At 61.0% G+C, this 21,543-nt stretch carries 17 protein-coding genes; 7 read left to right on the forward strand and 10 right to left on the reverse strand.

The window, feature by feature from the left end:
• Positions 1-81: 81 nt before the first annotated feature.
• From gcvP to gap, 10 genes are all read right to left on the reverse strand, one after another.
• Positions 82-2,940 (reverse strand): aminomethyl-transferring glycine dehydrogenase, encoded by a 2,859-nt coding sequence (gene gcvP / locus BLS87_RS17220; RefSeq protein WP_074753789.1) that lies wholly within the window; start codon positions 2,938-2,940, stop codon positions 82-84.
• A gap of 10 nt (positions 2,941-2,950) precedes the next feature.
• Positions 2,951-3,334 carry a glycine cleavage system protein GcvH gene (gene gcvH / locus BLS87_RS17225; RefSeq protein WP_074753791.1) on the reverse strand — a complete coding sequence of 128 codons (384 nt, stop codon included), beginning with the start codon at positions 3,332-3,334 and terminating at the stop codon, positions 2,951-2,953.
• Between the two features lie 267 nt (positions 3,335-3,601).
• A complete protein-coding gene (locus tag BLS87_RS17230) occupies positions 3,602-5,110 on the reverse strand; it encodes a sigma-54-dependent transcriptional regulator (protein ID WP_074753793.1) in 1,509 nt (502 codons plus the stop codon).
• Between the two features lie 91 nt (positions 5,111-5,201).
• Positions 5,202-5,552 (reverse strand): DUF5064 family protein, encoded by a 351-nt coding sequence (locus tag BLS87_RS17235; RefSeq protein ID WP_074753795.1) that lies wholly within the window; start codon positions 5,550-5,552, stop codon positions 5,202-5,204.
• Between the two features lie 60 nt (positions 5,553-5,612).
• The gene (locus tag BLS87_RS17240; protein ID WP_074753797.1) at positions 5,613-6,038 is read right to left on the reverse strand and encodes a YbaN family protein; all 426 of its coding nucleotides are present in this window, start codon (positions 6,036-6,038) and stop codon (positions 5,613-5,615) included.
• Between the two features lie 96 nt (positions 6,039-6,134).
• Complete coding sequence (locus BLS87_RS17245; RefSeq protein WP_074753799.1) at positions 6,135-6,734, reverse strand: biliverdin-producing heme oxygenase; 600 nt, start codon at positions 6,732-6,734, stop codon at positions 6,135-6,137.
• Positions 6,735-6,925: 191 nt separating this feature from the next.
• Positions 6,926-9,514 (reverse strand): TonB-dependent receptor, encoded by a 2,589-nt coding sequence (locus tag BLS87_RS17250; RefSeq protein WP_074753801.1) that lies wholly within the window; start codon positions 9,512-9,514, stop codon positions 6,926-6,928.
• A 121-nt stretch (positions 9,515-9,635) separates the two neighbouring features.
• Positions 9,636-10,601: a FecR family protein gene (locus BLS87_RS17255; protein ID WP_074753803.1), complete on the reverse strand. Its 966-nt coding sequence runs from the start codon at positions 10,599-10,601 to the stop codon at positions 9,636-9,638.
• Positions 10,602-10,698: 97 nt separating this feature from the next.
• Positions 10,699-11,214, reverse strand: coding sequence for an RNA polymerase sigma factor (locus BLS87_RS17260; RefSeq protein WP_074753805.1), 516 nt, complete (start codon positions 11,212-11,214; stop codon positions 10,699-10,701).
• Positions 11,215-11,597: 383 nt separating this feature from the next.
• Positions 11,598-12,599 (reverse strand): type I glyceraldehyde-3-phosphate dehydrogenase, encoded by a 1,002-nt coding sequence (gene gap, locus BLS87_RS17265; protein WP_074753807.1) that lies wholly within the window; start codon positions 12,597-12,599, stop codon positions 11,598-11,600.
• Between the two features lie 238 nt (positions 12,600-12,837).
• Here gap and edd point away from each other — a divergent pair, with 238 nt between their 5' ends.
• The 7 genes from edd (at position 12,838) to BLS87_RS17300 (ending at position 21,543) form a co-directional block, all read left to right on the forward strand.
• Positions 12,838-14,664 (forward strand): phosphogluconate dehydratase, encoded by a 1,827-nt coding sequence (gene edd / locus BLS87_RS17270; protein ID WP_074753809.1) that lies wholly within the window; start codon positions 12,838-12,840, stop codon positions 14,662-14,664.
• 8 nt (positions 14,665-14,672) lie between these two features.
• Positions 14,673-15,626: a glucokinase gene (locus BLS87_RS17275; protein ID WP_425262232.1), complete on the forward strand. Its 954-nt coding sequence runs from the start codon at positions 14,673-14,675 to the stop codon at positions 15,624-15,626.
• A gap of 276 nt (positions 15,627-15,902) precedes the next feature.
• A complete protein-coding gene (locus tag BLS87_RS17280) occupies positions 15,903-16,640 on the forward strand; it encodes a response regulator (protein WP_074753813.1) in 738 nt (245 codons plus the stop codon).
• Positions 16,641-16,646: 6 nt separating this feature from the next.
• The gene (locus tag BLS87_RS17285) at positions 16,647-18,107 is read left to right on the forward strand and encodes an ATP-binding protein (protein WP_074753815.1); all 1,461 of its coding nucleotides are present in this window, start codon (positions 16,647-16,649) and stop codon (positions 18,105-18,107) included.
• Between the two features lie 252 nt (positions 18,108-18,359).
• Positions 18,360-19,646, forward strand: a complete 1,287-nt coding sequence (locus BLS87_RS17290) for an ABC transporter substrate-binding protein (protein WP_074753817.1) — start codon at positions 18,360-18,362, stop codon at positions 19,644-19,646.
• A gap of 150 nt (positions 19,647-19,796) precedes the next feature.
• Positions 19,797-20,705: a carbohydrate ABC transporter permease gene (locus BLS87_RS17295; RefSeq protein ID WP_074753819.1), complete on the forward strand. Its 909-nt coding sequence runs from the start codon at positions 19,797-19,799 to the stop codon at positions 20,703-20,705.
• Complete coding sequence (locus BLS87_RS17300; RefSeq protein WP_062384370.1) at positions 20,698-21,543, forward strand: carbohydrate ABC transporter permease; 846 nt, start codon at positions 20,698-20,700, stop codon at positions 21,541-21,543. The genes BLS87_RS17295 and BLS87_RS17300 overlap by 8 nt, the downstream gene beginning before the upstream one ends.

Below are 21,543 nucleotides of genomic sequence, written 5' to 3' on the forward strand. Positions count from 1 at the left end.
TCCGAACGCATTCGCCAGCTAGCCGGCGCCTGCAGGGATGAGCGCTCTATGCAAACACATTGGAGCGCTCGGGACTGCGGGTTATGCGTAATCTTCGATCGACGGGCACGCGCAGATCAGATTGCGGTCACCAAACACGTTGTCGACGCGACCGACCGGTGGCCAGTATTTGCCTTCGACCAGCGAAGCGACCGGGTACACCGCCTGCTCGCGGCTGTACGGGTGGCTCCACTCGCCGACCAGTTCGGCCGCCGTGTGCGGGGCATTTTTGAGCGGGTTGTCGTCTTTATGCAGCGCGCCGCTTTCCACCGCGCGGATTTCTTCGCGGATCTTGATCATCGCGTCACAGAAGCGGTCCAGTTCTTCTTTGGATTCGCTTTCGGTCGGCTCGATCATCAGCGTGCCCGCTACCGGGAACGACATGGTCGGTGCATGGAAGCCGAAGTCGATCAGGCGCTTGGCAACGTCATCGACGCTGATGCCGCTGGTTTCTTTCAGCGGACGCAGGTCGAGGATGCATTCGTGCGCCACCAGATTGCTGCTGCCGGTGTACAGCACAGGATAGTGCTCTTCAAGACGGCGGGAGATGTAGTTGGCGTTGAGAATCGCCAACTGCGAAGCGCGTTTCAGGCCTTCGCCGCCCATCATGCGGATGTACATCCAGGTGATCGGCAGGATGCTCGCGCTGCCGAACGGTGCCGCGCAGACCGCGCCTTCCTTGCGTTCCATCTTGCCGTGGCCCGGCAGGAACGGCGCCAGGTGGGATTTCACGCCGATCGGGCCAACGCCCGGGCCGCCGCCGCCGTGTGGAATGCAGAAGGTCTTGTGCAGGTTCAGGTGAGAAACGTCACCACCGAATTTGCCCGGTGCGCACAGGCCGACCATCGCGTTCATGTTGGCGCCGTCGATGTAAACCTGACCGCCGTTGTCGTGGACGATGCCGCAGATCTCGCGGATGCCTTCCTCGAACACGCCGTGGGTCGACGGGTAGGTGATCATCAGGGCGGCGAGGTGTTCGCGGTGCTCGATGGCTTTGGCGCGCAGGTCCTCGATGTCGACGTTGCCGCGCGCATCGCACGCGGTCACCACGACGCGCATGCCGGCCATGTTGGCGGTGGCCGGGTTGGTGCCGTGGGCGGAGGACGGAATCAGGCAGATGTCGCGGCGGTCATCGCCACGGCTCTGGTGATACGCACGGATGGCCAGCAGACCGGCATACTCGCCTTGCGAGCCGGCGTTCGGTTGCAGGGAGATGGCGTCGTAACCGGTAGCAGCACAGAGCATCGCTTCCAGTTCGTCGGTCAGCTGTTGGTAGCCGGCGCTTTGTTCTGCAGGCGCGAACGGGTGCAGGTTGCCGAATTCGGCCCAGGTGACCGGGATCATTTCGCTGGCGGCGTTGAGCTTCATGGTGCACGAGCCCAGCGGGATCATGGTGCGGTCCAGCGCCAGGTCCTTGTCAGCCAGGCGACGCAGGTAGCGCATCAGCTCGGTTTCGGAGTGGTAACGATTGAATACCGGATGGCTGAGGATGGCCGACTGGCGCTTCAATTCGGCAGGCAGGCGCGCTTCGACGCTGGCGGCCAGTGCGGCGAAGTCAGGCAGGGCCTGGCCTTCGGCGGCGAACAGTGTCCACAGCGTTTCGACGTCTGCTTGCTGAGTGGTCTCGTCCAGCGACAGGCCCAGACGTTGAGCGTCGACTTCACGTAGGTTGATCTGCTGAGCGCGCGCCTTGGCATGCAGGTCGGCGGTTTTGGCGCCGGTGTTGAGCGTGATGCTGTCGAAGAAGAAGGCTTGTTCGACGTCCAGACCCAGCTGGCTCAGGCCTTGGGCGAGAATCGCGGTCAGGTGATGCACGCGGTTGGCGATGCGGGTCAGGCCGCGCGGGCCGTGGTAAACGGCGTACATGCTGGCGATGTTGGCGAGCAGCACCTGCGCGGTGCAGATGTTGCTGGTCGCTTTCTCACGACGGATGTGTTGTTCGCGGGTCTGCATGGCCAGACGCAGCGCGGTCTTGCCGAAGCGGTCGATGGACACACCGACCAGACGGCCCGGCATGTCACGCTTGTAGGCATCTTTGGTGGAGAAATAAGCCGCGTGCGGTCCACCGAAGCCCAGCGGCACACCGAAGCGTTGCGCGCTGCCGATGGCGACGTCCGCGCCGAACTCGCCCGGCGGCGTTAGCAGGGTCAGGGCCAGCAGATCGGCCGCGACGGCCACCAGGGCATTGGCGGCGTGGAAGCGTTCAACCAGTTCGCGATAGTCGAACAGGTCGCCATTGCTCGCCGGGTATTGCAGCAGGGCGCCGAAGAATTCGCTGACGTCGGTCAGTTGGCTTTCGTCCGCCACGACCACCTCAATGCCCAGCGGCTCGGCGCGGGTACGCAGCACGTCAAGGGTCTGTGGATGGCAATGCGCGGAGGCGAAGAATTTGTGACTGCCTTTGTTCTTGCTCAGGCGTTTGCAGAAGGTCATGGCTTCGGCGGCGGCGGTGGCTTCGTCCAGCAGCGACGCGTTGGCGATCGGCAGGCCGGTCAGGTCGCTGATCAGCGTCTGGAAGTTCAGCAGCGACTCCAGGCGACCTTGGGAAATTTCTGGCTGATACGGGGTGTAAGCGGTGTACCAGGCCGGGTTTTCCAACAGGTTGCGCAAGATCGGCGCCGGCGTGTGGGTGTTGTAGTAACCCTGGCCGATAAAGGTCTTGAACAGTTGGTTCTTGCCGGCGATGGCTTTGATGTCAGCCAGGGCGTCAGCTTCGCTTTGACCGGCAGACAGGCCCAGTACGCTGGTGCCTTTGATGGATTCCGGGATAACGCTGGCGCTCAGGGCCTCCAGCGAATCAAAACCCAGGGTCGCGAGCATGGCTTTCTCGTCGTCGGCGCGGGGGCCGATGTGACGGGCGATGAACTCGTTGGCGGTGCTCAATTCAATACGGTCAGTCATTGCGCGTTCCTCAGGCTTCGGCGTTGGCTTTGATCAGGCGGTCGTAAGCGTCCTGATCCAGCAGTTGGCCGACAGCGGCGGCGTCGGAAGGGATGAAACGGAAGAACCAGCCCTGGCCCATCGGGTCTTCGTTGACCAGCTCAGGGTTGGCGTCCAGCGCCGGGTTGACCTCGACGACTTCACCGTTGAGCGGCATGTAGACGCCGCTGGCGGCTTTCACCGATTCAACGGTGGCGGCTTCGGCGCCTTTGTCGTAGGCCTGCAGCTCAGGGAGTTGTACGAAAACCACGTCACCCAGTGCGTCCTGCGCGAAAGCCGTGATGCCGACCGTGACGCTGCCGTCTGCTTCGGCACGCAGCCACTCGTGATCTTCGGTAAAACGCAAATCGCTCATGAAAACTCCCCTGAATGGAAAATCGCTCGTCGATGGCGCGAGCGTGATGGGCAGATGCATAGCAAGTTTGCGGCCAAGGTTGCTCGAAGGCCGTAGATCAAGGGTCTCGGCAGGTTTCGGGATTTTTTGCAAGGGATGGGTGTAGCGAAATCGCTACAGATATTCCGGGTTTGAAAAGTGTTGTGTGATCAACGCCTTGTAGGATGGGGACGTGCGCAGGTCGTAACGGTATCGTTCCGGTGTATCGAATTCATTCCGCTGGCCAGATCAGCTTTTCGTTGAAATCCCGTATTTGCGCAATCGATGGGCAATGGCTGTGTGGGACGTCTGCAAGCGGGCGGCGAGTTGGCGGGTCGAGGGGTAATGGCTGTAGAGCTTTTCCAGCAGCGATTTTTCGAAGTCTTCGACGGCGGCTTCCAGGCTTTCGATTTCACCGTCGTTTTCGCGGGCCACTGAAGTGCCCGCGATGTCGAGATCACCAATGTCCACCAGCGAGCGTTCGCAGATCGCGGCCGCCCGAAAGATCACGTTCTGCAGTTGCCGCACGTTGCCCGGCCAGCGGTTGCCGAGCAGGGCAGGGTAAGTGCCTGGCGCGAGGCGACACACCGGGCGCTGAATCTGGGTGCAGGCCTGTTCCATGAAGTAGCGCGCCAGCAACAGGATGTCCTGGCCGCGCGCTCGCAGCGGCGGGACCTCAAGGTTCAGTACATTCAGGCGATAGAACAGGTCTTCACGGAAGGTGCCTTCGGCGACCATTTTTTCCAGGTCGCGATGGGTCGCGCTGAGGATGCGCACGTTGACCTTCACTTCCTTGTCGCCGCCGACGCGACGAAAGCTACCGTCGTTCAGGAATCTGAGCAGCTTGGCCTGCAAGTACGGCGACATCTCGCCGATCTCGTCGAGAAACACCGTGCCTTGGTTGGCGAGCTCCATCAACCCGGGCTTGCCGCCCCGTTGCGCGCCGGTAAAGGCGCCGGGCGCGTAGCCGAAGAGTTCGCTTTCCGCGAGGTTTTCCGGCAGCGCCGCGCAGTTGAGCGCCAGAAACGGTGCGCCGTTACGAGCGCTGACGGCGTGACAGGCGCGGGCGACCAGCTCTTTACCGGTGCCGGTTTCGCCCTGAATCAGCAACGGCGCGTCGAGTGCGGCGACGCGTTGGGCGCGGGCTTTCAGCGTGCGGATCGGTGCGGAATCGCCCAGCAACGCATCAAAGCCTTCGGCGTGATCGTGGTGCAATGCCGACAATCGCTCGCCGATGCGACTGGGCAGGTACAGCGTGAGCAGGGCGCCTGCGTCAGTGATCGGCGTGGCATCCAGCAGCAGGGCTTCGCCATTCAACGTGACCTCGCGCAGGGGCAACCGAAAGCCGTTTTCAAGCAAGGCGGTTTGCAGGGCGGGGTCGGAGAACAGTTCGCCGATTGACTCGCCCGCGGGTTCTCTGCCGTACAACGCCACAAGGGCCGGGTTGGCCAGCAGTACATGGCCGGCACTGTCGAGCGCCAGCACCGGGTCGGTCATCGCCGCAAGCAGGGCATCCAGCTGCAGGTGGCGGCGCTGACCGGGAAGGATGTCGACCACGGTGATCGCTTCTACGCCGCGCACGCGAAACAGCCGGTCCTTGAGCTCTTCGAGGACGTCGTGGCTCAGGGTCGGTGCGTCGATATAGACGTTGGGCGGCACCATTTCCACCGCATCGAGGTTCAGATTCCGCCCGCCGAGGATCGCCAGAACTTCCTGGGTGATGCCGACGCGGTCGATGAACGTAACGTGGATGCGCATGGGGGCGGAGAGATTCAGGCGAAAGACGGGGGCGATTATGCCAGTAAATCTCGCGGGCTTCCTTGAACGCGCTCCTACAGGACCGTGTGAATTACTCCAGATGCTCCGGCTTCACCGCATCGCCCGACTTGAGGTCGAGTTTGTCGCGGATGTCTTCGAACATGGCGTCGTACTGGCCGCCCATCGCATGGAGGTCAGTGTCTTTTGGCAGGCCGTGCTTTTCGGCGATGCGTGAGGCCTCGCTGGCAAAGTTGTACGCCAAATCCTTGGGCAGGTCGAAGGTTTCATTGAACGGCTTGCCGTTGATGTCGCCGTCCATCGTGAAGTGCATGCCGGCATCCGAATCGGTCTGGCTGACTTCGTAGCGCAGATGAATGTCGTAACCGACATCGTCGGGCTGTAACGCGGGGCGGGCGATGTGCAGATGACCTGGCTCGAACATGTGACTGCTCCTTCAGAAATCAATGACAGTAAAGAGCAGACCGTCTGCCAAGGCATGGGTTCAGCGCTGACCGGTGGACTCCGGGCATTCAGCGTTCTGTGTACCCGGTTCCGGCCGGGACCAGATCCACAGGTTGACCAGCACCATGCCGGCCACCGCGAAGTAAATCCACCAGTTGTGTTTGAGCACCACCAGCATCATGACGGCGCAAATCAGCATGGTGACGGTCGCGCTGATTTTCGCGCGGCGTGCGATGAGCTTGCCGTTACGCCAGTTGCTCAACATGGGGCCGAACAGGCGGTGGTTTTCCAGCCAGGCGCTTAAACGCGGCGAGCTTTTGGTCGCGGCCCAAGCAGCCAACAGGATGAATTCGGTGGTGGGCAACCCTGGAATGAAAATCGCGATGATGCCGATGGCGAGGCTGACGTAGGCCAGGATGCCAAAGAGGATACGGGACAGTTTGCTGCCTTGGGGGTGACTGGTCATGAGTCTCGGGTGCTGCCGGATAAAGAAGTGCGTCGAGGGATAACACTCCTCGAAAAGGCGCCCAGCTTAACAGCGCAGGGCGCAAAAGGCGTGCGTTCAGGCGGGTTGGGGTTGGGCAGCCGACGTATAGGCGTGCTCCAGCAGCACGTTGAAACGTTCGAACGCCGCGACGGCGCCTGTGTCGATCTGGCGTTCCTGCTCCTCGGTAAACGGCAGATCGTCGAGGAGGCGGATGAAGCGTTTCCAGCCGTCGGCCCGGCCACCGGCGGGCTCACCCAGATGACGAGCGCCAAAAGTTTCGCTGAGATTGAGCGCCACGGCGCGTTTGATCAGGAATGCCGCACCCAGCTTCGAGCCTTCCGACACAAACAGCCAGCCCAAGGCTTCGGCCAGCGGAGGATGGAGGACCGCGCCGGCGACAGGGCCGGGAATCGGCGTGCTCAGGTCATTCAGGTCGGCCTTTGCCTGTTCCGCACGGCAACGCTCGGGGAGGTCGGCGATGAGTCCGATCAGTTGGTGATCGGTGTAGAGCGCCTTGAGCTCCTGCTGAAACAGATATTGCGCGCTCAGAAAGCGGGTGTAACTGGCCAGTGTTTCGAACGGCGCGTTGGCTTTGACTGCCTTGTCCAGCTGCTCATGCGGGGCGTGGGTGATCTGGTTCAGACGCTGGGAGCGACGAATCGGGGCTTGGGGCATGTGTCTTCCTTGGAAAAAAGGCGTTTGTTAACGAGACGAGTGAGTGCGTGCAAAAACGTAAAAAAACACGGCAGTTGCTTTTGTAGGAGCGCGCTTGCCCGCGAAGAGGCCGGTACATCCGGCACATTTGCGGTGCCTGGACTTCAGCATTCGCGGGCAAGCGCGCTCCTACAGGTGCGTGACCAACGGGGTTAGATATCCCACACCAGATTGATCGCGACGTTGCGCCCCGGCTCGGTCAGGCGGTCCAGGCTGGCGGGCGCGGTTACGCCCGCTTCACCGACGCCGTCGTAGCCGCGCACGTCCTCCCACTGCCAGTATTTCTTGTCGGCCAGGTTGTACAGGCCTCCGCTGACCGTCACGTCGTCGGTCACTTTGTAGAAGCCGGTCAGGTCCAGCACACCAAAGCCGGGTGTCTTGAACTGAGTCGACGAACCGTCCGGTGCATGGAAGTTGGTGTCGTCCACCCGGGTCTTGCGCTTGACCAAGGTCCAGCTCAGCAAGCCGCCGTAGTTGTCGTGGTCATAACCCAGACCGAACACGCCGGTCAGCGGGTTGATGCTGTTGATCGGCTGGCCGGTGTCGTCATTGCGGCCGTACAGGTAGGCCAACGAGCCTTGGGTATAGAGGCCTTCAGGTGCGCCGAAGCTGTCCAGGTTCAGGCGACCTTTAAGCTCCACGCCTTTGATCGTGGCGTGCTTGATGTTGTTGGACTGGAACACCGCTTCGGTCGAGGTCGCCGGTTGAATGGCGTCTTCATTAATGAAGTCGCGGTATTTGTTGTAGAACACTGCCACGTCGAACGAGCCCTCGTCGAAACGCCCACGCAGACCGGTTTCGTAGCTCTTGCTCTTCTCCGGCTCAAGGTTCGGGTTAGGCTCGACGATGTAACCGGTATTCAGGTTCTCGAAGCGGCCATACAGCGCCTTGGCGCTCGGTGTGCGGAAGCCTTCGGCGTATTGGCCGTACCAGGTGTAGGCGTCGTCGATCGCGTACGTCACGCCCAGCTTGGGCGACAGGCGATGCCATTTCTTCTCTTTATCGTTGAACTGGTCCTGGCTGGTCAGGCTGACGGCGCGCAGGAACTCGTCGGTGGCGTGCGGGTTGAGCGTGGTGTAGTCGTAACGTGCGCCCGGCATGAAGGTCCAGTCGCCCCATTTGATCTGATCCTGGGCGAACAGTGCGTAGGTGTTGATCGTCGGGTCCGGGAAGTCGCTGTTCGGCGCCAGGCTGTCGGACGCCGTCGGGCTCGTCGCTCCGATGGTACGGCATGTGCCAAGCACGGCGGCGCAGGTGGCGGTGCCGCTGCGTTCGCCGGTGACTTTCTGTTGTTTGAGCGTGGTGCCGTAGGTCAGCAGGTGCTCGGTGTCGGCGATGCTGAAAGCCTTGTCCAGTTGGGCATCGAAGATCCGCTGGCGCTCTTTGTAGGTGGTATCGCGCGTACGCCAGACATCGCGGCTGCCCGGCACATACCGCTCGATGGTGTTCTGGTCGGTTTTGGCGATCTGGTAATTCAGGCTCCACTTGACGTTGTCGACCAGCAGGCTGTCCAGCGCGAAGGTGTTTTCCAGACCGAAACGTTCACGGGTGATGACGTCGTTGCCTTCGCGTCCTCGGTAGAAACCGAACCCACGGCCACCTGTGAACGGCCCGCCCACCGCGCTTTTCTGATTGGTGTGCGTGTCGTCCTTGTACTTCTCGTAGGTGAACGCCAGCCGGTCGTTGTCGCCATAGTTCCAGCCCAGCTTGGCCAGCACGTTGGTCGCACGAACGTCTTCCGGGTTGGCGGCCGTGCGACTCAGGCCAGTGCCGCCGTGTTCGCCATAGGATTCGGTTTCGCGGCCATTGCGCTGGCTGACGTGCAGCAAGCCGTCGAAATCGCCTTCACGGCCTGCCACCGTCGCTGAGTTCAACCAGCTGTCGTCCGCTGAGCTGTAGCCGGTTTTCAGGCGAGCACCGACGTCTTTGCCCGGCTTGATGATGTCTTCCGGGTCGAGCGTGTAGTAGCTGACCGCACCACCGATCGCGCTGCTGCCGTACAAGGCAGAGGCAGGGCCGCGCAGGATTTCGACGCGCTTGATGATTTCCGGGTCGACGTAGTTGCGATGGGTGTTGGCGTAAGGGCCGGAGAAATAGTTGTCGGGCACTTCGACGCCGTCGACCTGCGTGAGGATCCGGTCGCCGTCGATGCCGCGGATGTTGTAGCCGCTGGTGCCCGCACGTTGGCCCGCGCCGCCCACGGAAACCCCGGGTTCATAGCGCACCAGATCACGAATGGTGTTCACGTTCTGCCGATCCAGTGCTTTGCGGTCGTGCACCGTGACCGTGCTGGGCACCGAGTCCACCGATTGCGCCTGACGCGTGGCGCTGACCGTCACTTGCTCCAGCGCCAGGGCGCCGGTGCTGCTGCGTTTTTCCAGCACGACGTTGTTATTGCCCAGGCTGCGATAGTTCAGGTTGCTCCCCACGAGCAGACGATCCAGCGCTTTTTCTGCGGACATCGTGCCGCTGACGCCGGGCGACGTCACGTTCTGCGCCAGATCCGACGCCATGCCGACCTGCCAGCCCGTGATCTTGCTGAATTCGTTCAGCGCCGACACCAGCGGTTGCTGATTGATCGAGAACGGGTAGCTGCCCGCCACGCGTGCCGGTTGTTCGGCGGCGGCAATGGGCGCGCTGTGAAGACCCGCGGTGAACACCGCGACGGTCAGCAGCGAGAGGGTGAAATGGCGGGTGGTTCGCGGTGAGTCGGGTGTGGCGGGGGTGAACGTGGACGGCATCGATAGCGCTCCCTGTCATGCGGGTCTTTATAGTGTTGGCAAGTGCTTTGTTAATAGGAATCACTTGCATTGGCTATAACGAGACGTACGACGAACGGCTATCGCGTAAAAATAATTGTCCTCAGTTCAGAATGACCAGCGCAGGCAGCTCGTGCAGGCGTGCCGAAGTGATCTGCGCCAGTGAGCGCACCACGTCGATCGGGTTGTCCAGGCGGTAATTGCCGGTCACGGCGACCTGATCCAGTCGGGTGTTGGCGCTGACGATCCAGCCCGGGTAATAGCGCCTTAACTCGGCCAGGACTTCGCTCATCGGGCAGTTATCGAAGATCAATCGTCCCTGAATCCAGGCCAGATCCTTGTTCGGGTCGGTTTTTTCACGATGGCCAACGCCGTCTGGCCCGACCCGCAGGCTGTCCCCGGCGCCAAGACTCACTTGAGACTGGCCTTGGGTCGCCTGCACGTTCACCGCGCCGCGCTCGACCTGAATCTGCGCCACGCCGTCCAGGTAGCGGACGGCGAATGCGGTGCTGCTGGCGCTCATGCGCACCGGACCGGCTTCGACTTCCAGTGGCAAACCCTTGGCGGTCGGAACTTCGAAGAAGGCTTCACCTTGATACAGACGCGCGATGCGTTGGCGGTCATCCAGTTCGCTGGAGAACGCGGATCGGGTATTGAGTAGCACCTTCGAACCGTCCGAAAGCTCCAGCCGCTGGCGCTCTCCGGCGACGGTCAAGTGGTCAGCTTTGAATCGCAAGGGCAGGTCGCTGAAATTGAATAGCCCCAGCAACAACGCCGCCGCAGTGGCCAAGGGCACCCAATGTGGGCGCAGGCGGCGCAGCCTCGAAGGCTTTTTGGGTGCAGCCAGCTGAACGGCCGCTTCCAGCACGGGCTGCGAATTCCAGACCGCCTCGGCCTGGGCGAAGGCCTCGCGGTGCGCAGGGTCGGCCGCCAGCCACGCCTGAAAACGGGCGTGCTGCTGCACGTTGGCATCGTCCAGTTCGATCAGCCAGTTCAGGGCTTGATCCATGGCGCGGTCATTCGGCACGTCGGCCGCCTGACCGGGGCCAGGTGAGTGAGAGTCCGTCAAGGAGCGTCCTCGGGTACACGGTTTGGGGCGGAAGTTTAGCGCTTACAGCCGCTGACGGTCCGCCGGGTTTCTTATGGTATGGATCAAGCCGCTCTCATCAGCGCTCGAGTCGGGCTGCGACACCGACGCAAATCGCCATGATCAGCTTGAGTTCCTTTTGCACAGTGCTGGCCGACACGCCCAACTGCTCGGCGATCTCCAGGTAACTGGCGCCCTGAAGGCGACTGAGTGTGAAGATTTTCTGCTGCCTGGGCGTTAGTTTTTCCAGGCTGGCGCTCAGGCCTTCCAGCAGACGATTGGCGTGGGCAGCATCCTCCAGGGCAGGGTCGGGTGCGACCACGTTATGGATGTCGGCAATCGGCGCGTCGTCGACGATGGTGCGCGAATGGATTCGGTGGGCGCGCAAGTGATCCAGCGCCAGATTGCGCGCGGTCTGGAAAACGAACGGCTCAAGGTGGGCGATCGCGCGTTCACCCAGCGCACGGGTCACGCGCAGGTAGGTTTCCTGCAGCAAGTCTTCGGCGGTGCTGGGGTTGCGGACCATGCGCTGCAGGGTGCGCAGCAGGATCGTTCGTCGTGCGAGAAAAACATCATTGAAGTGAGACTGACTCACGGGGACACCCGACCAGAAATCCAGTGAATGATAATGCTTATCATCTGCTTTATTGGCAAGGTGGAAAGTTGCAAAGAAAATGTAAAGGCAAGTACGGCGAGGCTGTCTATTGTGGGAGCGCGCTTGCTCTGGACCGCATCCGGACGAAGAGGCCGAAACATCCTGCACATTTGCTGTGACTGGACTTCAGCATTCGCGAGCAAGCTCGCTCCCACAAGACATCTCGGTTCGGCATGCAGCTGCGGTTAGCGCGGCCATACCTGTAGGAGCGCGCTTGGTCTGGGCCGCATCCGGACGATTGCAGTGTGTCAGTCACCAGACATGAACCTGACCCACCGCATTCGCGGGCAAGCGCGCTCCTACAAAGGGCCATGCCGGAGTGTTTACTCGGCGTTCATCAACGCCAGGCAGTTGTCGAGCATGCGGTTGGAGAAACCCCATTCGTTGTCATACCAGGCCAGCACCTTCAGCAGGCGACCGCTGACTTTGGTGTGGTTGGCGTCGAAGATCGATGACAGCGGGTTGTGGTTAAAGTCGTGAGAAACCAGCGGCAGGGTGTTGTAACCCAGGATTTTCGAGTGTTGCGCCGCTTCCTTCATGATCGCGTTGACCTCATCGGCCGTTGCATCGCGCTTCAGCTGAATGGTCAGGTCGACCAGCGATACGTTGATCACCGGTACGCGTACCGCCATGCCGGTCAGCTTGCCGGCCAGTTCAGGCAGCACCAGACCCACGGCTTCGGCCGCGCCGGTCTTGCTCGGGATCATCGACTGGGTCGCCGAACGCGCGCGGTACGGGTCGGTGTGGTAGACGTCGATTAGGTTCTGGTCGTTGGTGTAGGCGTGAATCGTGGTCATCAGACCGCTTTCGATGCCCAGCTCACGGTTCAATACCTGTGCCACCGGCGCCAGGCAGTTGGTGGTGCAGGACGCGTTGGAAATCACCTGGTGCGACTGACGCAGCACATCGTGGTTGACGCCGTAGACCACGGTGGCGTCGGCGCCTTTGGCGGGCGCGGAGATGATGACCTTCTTGGCGCCTGCGGTGATGTGGGCCGCGGCCTTGTTGCGGTCGGTGAACAGACCGGTGCATTCGAACACCACGTCAATGTTCTCGGACTTCCACGGCAGCTCGGCCGGGTTGCGGATGGCGCTGACCGAAATACGGTCACCATTGACGGTCAGGCTTTCCTTGTCGTGCTCCACGGTCCCGTCGAACTGTCCATGCACGGTGTCGTATTTGAGAAGGTGGGCGTTGATCTCGCTGTCGCCCAGATCGTTGATGGCGACGACCTGCAGGTCCTGACGATAGCCTTGGGTATAGAGTGCGCGTAGGACGTTGCGGCCGATTCGGCCAAAGCCATTGATTGCGATGCGGAGAGTCATACACCCGTCCTCAGTGAATTTGTTGTTGGAATTACAAGATTATTCTCATAAAAATAGAAAACAAGCCTTTTTAGTGGCAGTATTTTGTTTTATCTACAAATAGAAACCCGTCAGGCCATCACAACTGTCTGAAAATCAAAGCCTTTGCTGAAGCGTTTCATTGGGGGCATGATTCCACGACGGTTTTTTGTAAGCGCCTGAACGGGTGACCACATCCGCTAGCCTGGAGTTCATGACAATGCATCCCCGCGTCCTTGAGGTAACCGAACGGCTGATTGCTCGCAGCCGTGAAACCCGTCAGCGCTATCTGCAATTGATCCGGGGCGCGGCGAGCGACGGTCCTATGCGTGGCAAGCTGCAATGCGCAAACTTTGCGCATGGCGTTGCGGCCTGTGGCACCGAAGACAAAAACAGCCTGCGCATGATGAATGCGGCCAACGTGGCCATCGTGTCTTCGTACAACGACATGCTGTCGGCGCATCAGCCCTACGAACACTTCCCGGAACAGATCAAAAAGGCCCTGCGTGAAATCGGCTCGGTCGGTCAGTTCGCGGGCGGCGTGCCGGCCATGTGCGACGGCGTGACCCAGGGCGAGCCGGGCATGGAACTGAGTATCGCCAGTCGAGAAGTCATTGCGATGGCAACGGCAGTCGCGCTGTCCCACAACATGTTCGACGCGGCGTTGATGCTGGGCATCTGCGACAAAATCGTGCCGGGCCTGCTGATGGGGTCCCTGCGCTTTGGTCACCTGCCGACGATCTTCGTCCCTGGCGGTCCGATGGTCTCGGGCATATCCAACAAGGAAAAAGCCGACGTGCGCCAGCGGTATGCCGAAGGCAAGGCCACCCGTGAAGAGCTGCTGGACTCGGAAATGAAGTCCTACCACGGCCCGGGCACCTGCACCTTCTACGGCACCGCGAACACCAACCAGCTGTTGATGGAAGTCATGGGGCTGCACTTGCCGGGCGCCTCCTTCGTCAATCCTTACACACCGCTGCGTGATGCCCTGACCCGCGAGGCGGCGTATCAGGTGACGCGTCTGACCAAACAAAGCGGCGAATTCATTCCACTGGGTGAGATTGTGGACGAGCGTTCGCTGGTCAACTCGATTGTTGCCCTGCACGCGACGGGTGGTTCCACCAACCACACGCTGCACATGCCGGCCATCGCTCAATGCGCGGGCATTCAGCTGACCTGGCAGGACATGGCGGACTTGTCCGAGGTCGTGCCGACCCTGAGCCACGTCTATCCAAACGGCAAAGCCGACATCAACCACTTCCAGGCGGCAGGCGGCATGTCGTTCCTGATCCGCGAACTGCTCGATGCCGGGCTGTTGCACGAAGACGTCAACACCGTGGTCGGTCGCGGCCTGCGTCGTTACACCCAGGAGCCGTTCCTCGATGACGGCAAACTGGTGTGGCGCGACGGCCCGATCGAAAGCCTGGACGAAAACATCCTTCGCCCGATCGCCCGTCCGTTCTCGCCGGAGGGCGGCCTGCGCGTGATGGAAGGCAACCTGGGGCGCGGCGTGATGAAAGTGTCGGCCGTTGCGCTGGAGCATCAGATCGTCGAAGCACCTGCCAAAGTGTTCGAAGATCAGCAGGACCTGGCCGACGCGTTCAAGGCTGGCGAGCTGGAGTGTGACTTCGTCGCGGTCATGCGTTTTCAGGGGCCACGCTCCAACGGTATGCCAGAGCTGCATAAGATGACGCCGTTCCTCGGCGTGCTGCAGGATCGCGGCTTCAAGGTCGCGCTGATCACTGACGGTCGCATGTCCGGCGCCTCGGGCAAAATCCCGGCCGCGATCCACGTGTGCCCCGAAGCCTCCGATGGTGGCCCATTGGCACTTGTGCGTGATGGGGACCTCATTCGGGTAGATGGCGTGAAAGGGACATTGCAAGTTCTGGTCGAACCGGCAGAATTGGCCGCCAGAGAGCCGGCAATCGGTCGACTGTCCCACAACGTGGGCACCGGTCGCGAGCTGTTCGGTTTCATGCGCATGGCCTTCAGCTCGGCAGAGAAGGGCGCCAGCGCCTTTACTTCGAATCTGGAGACGCTCAAGTGACATTGGCGATGGTGGGTGATATCGGCGGCACAAATGCTCGTTTTGCCATTTGGGAAGACGACCAGTTGCATTCGGTCCGGGTGTTTCCGACGGTCGATTACGCCAGTCCCGAGAAGGCCTTGCTGGTTTATCTGCAGGACCTGGAATTGCAACTGGGGGATGTCGGCTCGATCTGCCTGGCGGTCGCCGGGCCTGTGACCGGTGACGATTTCCACTTCACCAACAGCCACTGGAAGATCAACCGGCAGGCGTTCTGCGCGGCGCTCAAGATCGACAACCTGATCATGGTCAACGACTTCACGGCCATGGCCCTGGGCATGACCCGGCTGCGTGACGACGAGTACCTGACCGTGCGTCACGGCAAGGGCGATCCGAAAGGTGCCCGCGTGGTGATCGGTCCGGGCACCGGCCTGGGTGTCGGCACCTTGATCCGCACCGGCGAAAGCCACTGGACCGCAGTGCCGGGCGAGGGCGGCCATGTCGACCTGCCGATCGGCAATCCGCGCGAGGCCATGTTGTGGATGCGGCTGATGGCCGAGCATGAACATGTGAGTGCCGAAACCATTTTGAGCGGTGCCGGTCTGTTGCTGCTGTATCAGGTCAGCTGTGCGCTGGACGAAGTCGAGCCGGTGTTGAAGTCGCCAGCGGCGATCACCTCGGCGGCGATCAAGGGTGACCCTGTGGCGAGTGCCGTGCTCGAACAGTTCTGCGTATTTCTCGGCCGTGTCGCGGGCAACAATGTGTTGACCGTCGGCGGCCGTGGTGGCGTTTATATCGCAGGCGGTGTGATTCCGCGATTCGTCGACTTTTTCATGCAGAGCGGGTTTAACAAGGCCCTGGCAGAAAAAGGCCTGATGAAGGATTACTTCAAGGATGTGCCGGTGTGGCTGGTGACGGCCGAGTACCCGGGCTTGATGGGCGCTGGCGTGGCGTTGGATCAGGCGCTGGCAGCGCAAGGATAAGTTCGCAACATGCTGTAGGAGCGCGCTTGCGACCTTTCAGTCACAGACGTGTCGTCTGGACTCACGCATCGCGGGCAAGCGCGCTCCTACAGTGGATTGTGCTCGCCGCCATTTTAGCGAGCCAACCCAACCCTTGTAGGAGCCGGCTTGCTGGCGATAGAGGCGTATCTGGCGGCATCAATGTGGCTGCCCGAACGTAATCGCCAGCAAGCCAGCTCCTACACTGTGTTATCTGTGCCCATAACAACAATTTCAGTGCCTACAAGGACGACTAAAGTGAACGCTGTCAGTAAATCGATTCTGGTGGTCGACGATGACCAGGAGATTCGTGAGTTGCTGCAAGCCTACCTGAGCCGCTCTGGCTTTCAGGTGCGTACCGTCGGCGATGGCGCCCAGTTCCGTCAGGCGTTCAATGACGAGCCGAGCGACTTGCTGATTCTCGACGTCATGCTGCCCGACGAAGACGGCTTCAGCCTGTGTCGCTGGGTCCGGCAGCACCCGCGCCAGCCGCACGTCCCGATCATCATGCTCACTGCCAGTTCCGACGAGGCGGACCGGGTCATCGGTCTGGAGCTCGGTGCCGACGACTACATGGCCAAGCCCTTCAGCCCGCGTGAACTCCAGGCGCGCATCAAGGCGTTGCTGCGCCGCGCCCAATTCGGTCAGGAACGTTCGGGTGGCGAGGTGCTGGTGTTCGATGAGTGGCGTCTGGACATGGTCAGCCACCGACTGTTTCACAACGATGGTGAAGAGGTGATCCTCTCCGGCGCCGACTTCGCGTTGCTCAAATTGTTTCTCGACAACCCGCAGCAGATCCTCGACCGCGACACCATCGGCAATGCCACGCGGGGTCGTGAGCTGATGCCGCTGGAGCGCATCGTCGACATGGCCGTGAGCCGCCTGCGTCAGCGGTTGCGCGACACCGGCAAGGCGCCGCGATTGATTCGCACCGTGCGAGGCAGTGGTTACCTGCTGGCGGCCAACGTGCTGCCGCAAGCCGGCAACGGCTACTGATTGCCAATGGTGACCGAGAAAAAGCGTCGTCTGCCGGTACCGCGCTCACTGCTGGGGCGCATGCTGCTGTTGACCTTGCTGGCCGTGCTGCTGGCGCAAACCCTGTCCAGCCTGATCTGGCTTTCCCAGCTGCGCGCCACGCAAATGGAAGGCCTGATCACCAGTGCCCGCAGCCTGGGTTATTCCATGTCAGCGAGCGTCAGTTACTTCCGCTCGCTGCCGGTCGCGTTTCGTCCTTTGGTGCTTGATCAACTGCGCAGCATGGGCGGGACGCGTTTCTTCGTATCGCTCAACGATCGTCCGCTGGACATGCAGGTGCTGGAGCCGACCGTGCGCAAGTCGGCGGTCATCAACGTGGTCGGTCAGGTATTGCGGCAGAATCTGGGCGCTGACCCGGACATCCTCGTCCGCTTCGTGCGTCCGGAAGACCTGCGCATCTTCAACAGCGGCCTGAAACTCGACGAGCTGCCACGTTCATGGGCGCATTACGCGTTGACGCTGGAACCAGTGAATCCGCCGGTTCTGGTGACCCAGATTGAGCTGTCACCGGGGGAATGGCTGTACATTGCGTCGCTCTTGCCCGAGCCGTACACCATGCTCGAAGAGGAAGGCCTGCCGTCGCAGCAGGTCTGGTTCATTGGCCTGACGAGTATCTTCCTGCTGGTGTTTATCGGCTTGCTGGTGCACTGGCAAAGCGGCCCGCTCAAGCGGTTGGCGCGTGCTGCGCGAGACCTGTCGCTGGGCGCCGACGTCGAGCCGGTGGTGGAGGGCGGCGGTAGCGAAGTGATCGAGGTGACGCGTGCGTTCAACACCATGCGCGATCGCATCAGCCGCTACCTGACCGAGCGCGGGCAGTTGTTCAGCGCCATTTCCCACGACCTGCGCACGCCCATCACGCGCTTGCGCCTGCGAGTGGAACTGCTGGAAGACGAGGAAATGCAGGTCAAGTTCACCCGCGATCTCGACGAGCTGGAACTGCTGGTCAAAGGTGCTTTGCAGTGCGTGAAGGACACCGACATTCACGAAAACATCGAGCCGGTGGACCTCAATCACGCACTCGATTGCCTGATCGAACCGTACCTGGCCCCTAATGGTGGCGGCCGCGTGACATTGAAGGGCAAGGCCATGTCGATGTTTTACGGCAAGCCGCTGGCGTTGAGGCGTTGCATGGGCAACCTGATCGACAACGCCATCAAGTACGGCGACAAAGCGCACCTATACGTTGAGGACGATGCAGAAGCGTTCGTGCTGCACGTCGAGGACGAGGGGCCGGGTGTGCCCGAACAACGACTGGAGCAGGTGTTCGAGCCGCATTTTCGGCTCGCGGGCAAGCAGCAGCAGGGCTACGGCCTCGGTCTGGGGATCGCCCGTAACATCGCCCACAGTCACGGCGGCGAAGTGACCCTGCAAAACCTGCGCGACGGTGGTTTGCGGGTGACGCTGCACCTGCCGCGCGGGGTGGAGTGAGCGCCGACCTCGGTCACTGTAGGAGCGCGCTTGCCCGCGATTGCGGTGGGTCAGTTACCAGCAAGGTTTTTGACCCACCGCAATCGCGGGTAAGCGCGCTCCTACGGGTTTAGACGCAAGGTTTCTTGAATGTCACCATCCAGTGACACCCGCGCGTCCCTTCGTTACCGTCCGTGCAAGTCGCTTGTTTAGAATCCATGCAGCGCAAGCGCCAAGACTTGCTCATGCATAACAACAATAAAGGTCAAATAGATGAATTCGATTTCCCGTCTCGCAGCACTCATTTCTCTCGCCTCGTTGTTCCCTCTGAGCGCCATGGCCGCTGATTCCAAAGGCACTGTCGAAGTCGTCCACTGGTGGACTTCCGGTGGCGAAAAAGCGGCTGTCGACGTGCTCAAGGCCCAAGTTGAAAAAGACGGTTTCACCTGGAAAGACGGCGCTGTCGCCGGCGGTGGCGGTTCGACGGCCATGACTGTTCTGAAGAGCCGCGCTGTGGCTGGCAACCCGCCAGGCGTTGCCCAGATCAAAGGTCCGGACATTCAGGAATGGGCCTCTACCGGCCTGCTCGACACTGACGTGCTGAAAGACGTTTCCAAGCAGGAAAAGTGGGACAGCCTGCTCGACAAGAAAGTGTCCGATACCGTGAAGTACGACGGTGATTATGTGGCCGTACCGGTGAACATCCACCGCGTGAACTGGCTGTGGATCAACCCGGAAGTCTTCAAGAAAGCCGGTATCGAAAAAGCCCCGACCACCCTCCAAGAGTTCTACGCTGCGGGCGACAAGCTCAAGGCGGCAGGCTTCATCCCTCTGGCCCATGGTGGCCAGCCTTGGCAGGACAGCACCGTTTTTGAAGCCGTCGTACTGTCCGTGATGGGCGCTGACGGTTACAAAAAGGCGCTGGTCGATCTGGACAATGGCGCGCTGACCGGTCCGGAAATGGTCAAGTCGCTCACCGAGCTCAAGAAAGTCGCCACCTACATGGATCCCGACGGCAAAGGCCAGGACTGGAACCTGGAAGCCGCCAAGGTTATCAACGGCAAGGCCGGCATGCAGATCATGGGTGACTGGGCCAAGTCCGAATGGACTGCCGCCAAGAAAGTCGCCGGCAAGGACTACGAGTGCGTCGCCTTCCCGGGCACCGACAAGGCATTCACCTACAACATCGACTCTCTGGCTGTGTTCAAGCAGAAAGACGCAGGCACGGCTGCCGGTCAGCAGGACATCGCCAAAGTTGTGCTGGGTGAAAACTTCCAGAAAGTCTTCAGCATCAACAAGGGCTCGATCCCGGTTCGTAACGACATGCTGGCCGACATGGGCAAGTACGGGTTCGACTCGTGCGCCCAGACGGCTGCCAAAGACTTCCTGGCGGACGCCAAGACCGGCGGCCTGCAACCAAGCATGGCGCACAACATGGCGACCACGCTGGCTGTTCAAGGCGCATTCTTTGATGTCGTGACCAACTTCATCAACGACCCGAAAGCCGATCCGGCCGATGCCGCGAAAAAGCTGGGTGCTGCGATCAAGTCCGCTAAATAACGCGTAGCAGCAAAGTCTGCAGGAGCGCGCTTGCCCGCAATTGCGGTGTGTCATTGAACGACCATTGTCTGATTTGACGCATCGCGGGCAAGCGCGCTCCTACAACCGGCAGCGTGTTCGCAATCTTCTTTTTCTGTACTGGATTTCACCATGAGTTCTGTTGCTGTGTTCAGCAAAGCCTCGCCGTTCGATGCACTGCAGCGCTGGCTACCCAAACTGGTGCTGGCGCCCAGCATGTTCATCGTATTGGTGGGCTTCTACGGCTATATCCTGTGGACGTTCATTCTGTCGTTCACCAACTCGACTTTCCTGCCGACCTACAAGTTCGTAGGCCTGGCGCAATACGCACGGCTGTTCGACAACGACCGCTGGTGGGTCGCGAGCAAGAACCTGGCGGTGTTTGGTGGCATGTTCATCGGCATAAGCCTGGTCGTCGGTGTGATGCTGGCGGTGTTCCTTGACCAGCGCATCCGCCGCGAAGGTTTCATCCGCACCGTTTACCTGTACCCGATGGCGCTCTCGATGATCGTCACCGGTACGGCCTGGAAATGGTTGCTCAACCCGGGCATGGGCCTGGACAAACTGCTGCGTGACTGGGGCTGGGAAGGCTTCCGTTTCGACTGGCTGATCGACCCTGACCGCGTGGTGTACTGCCTGGTGATCGCTGCCGTCTGGCAGGCCTCGGGCTTCATCATGGCGATGTTCCTGGCCGGCCTGCGTGGCGTTGATCAGTCGATCATCCGTGCAGCGCAGATCGATGGCGCAAGCATGCCGAAGATCTACTGGAAAGTGGTGCTGCCAAGCCTGCGTCCGGTGTTCTTCAGTGCGGTGATGATCCTGGCGCACATCGCGATCAAGAGTTTCGACCTTGTTGCGGCCATGACCGCCGGCGGCCCGGGTTATTCGTCCGACCTGCCTGCGATGTTCATGTACTCGTTCACCTTCAGCCGTGGCCAGATGGGTATGGGCTCGGCCAGTGCGATTCTGATGCTCGGTGCGATTCTCGCCATCCTCGTGCCTTACCTGTATTCCGAGCTGAGGACCAAGCGCAATGACTAGTCTCGCCGCCAAACCTTCCATCAGCCTGAGCCGGATCGCGATCTATGCCGTGCTCATCGGCGCGGTGCTGATTTACCTGATTCCGCTGGTGGTGATGTTGCTGACCAGTTTCAAATCGCCCGAAGACATCGGCAGCGGCAACCTGCTGAGCTGGCCAACCGAAGTCACCGGTATCGGCTGGATCAAGGCATGGGCCACCGTCAAAGGCTACTTCTGGAACTCGATCATGATCACCGTTCCGGCGGTGCTGATCTCCACCGCGATCGGTGCGTTGAACGGCTACGTGCTGTCGATGTGGCGCTTCCGCGGCTCGCAGATGTTCTTCGGTCTGCTGTTGTTCGGCTGCTTCCTGCCGTTCCAGACCGTGCTGCTGCCAGCGTCGTTCACGCTCGGCAAGATGGGCCTGGCCAGCACCACGACCGGCCTGGTGTTCGTCCATGTGGTCTACGGTCTGGCGTTCACCACGCTGTTCTTCCGTAACTACTACGTCAGCATTCCCGATGCGCTGGTCAAGGCTGCACGTCTGGACGGTGCGGGCTTCTTCACCATTTTTCGGCGGATCATTCTGCCGATGTCGACCCCGATCATCATGGTCTGCCTGATCTGGCAGTTCACGCAGATCTGGAACGACTTCCTGTTCGGTGTGGTGTTTTCCAGCGGCGATTCGCAGCCCATCACCGTGGCGCTGAACAACCTGGTCAACACCAGCACGGGCGTCAAGGAATACAACGTGGACATGGCGGCAGCAATGATCGCGGGTCTTCCGACCCTGCTGGTCTATGTGGTCGCAGGCAAGTATTTCGTGCGCGGGCTGACAGCCGGCGCAGTCAAGGGGTAA

The sequence above is a fragment of the Pseudomonas abietaniphila genome (assembly GCF_900100795.1).
GTDB classification, from domain to species: Bacteria; Pseudomonadota; Gammaproteobacteria; order Pseudomonadales; family Pseudomonadaceae; genus Aquipseudomonas; species Aquipseudomonas abietaniphila.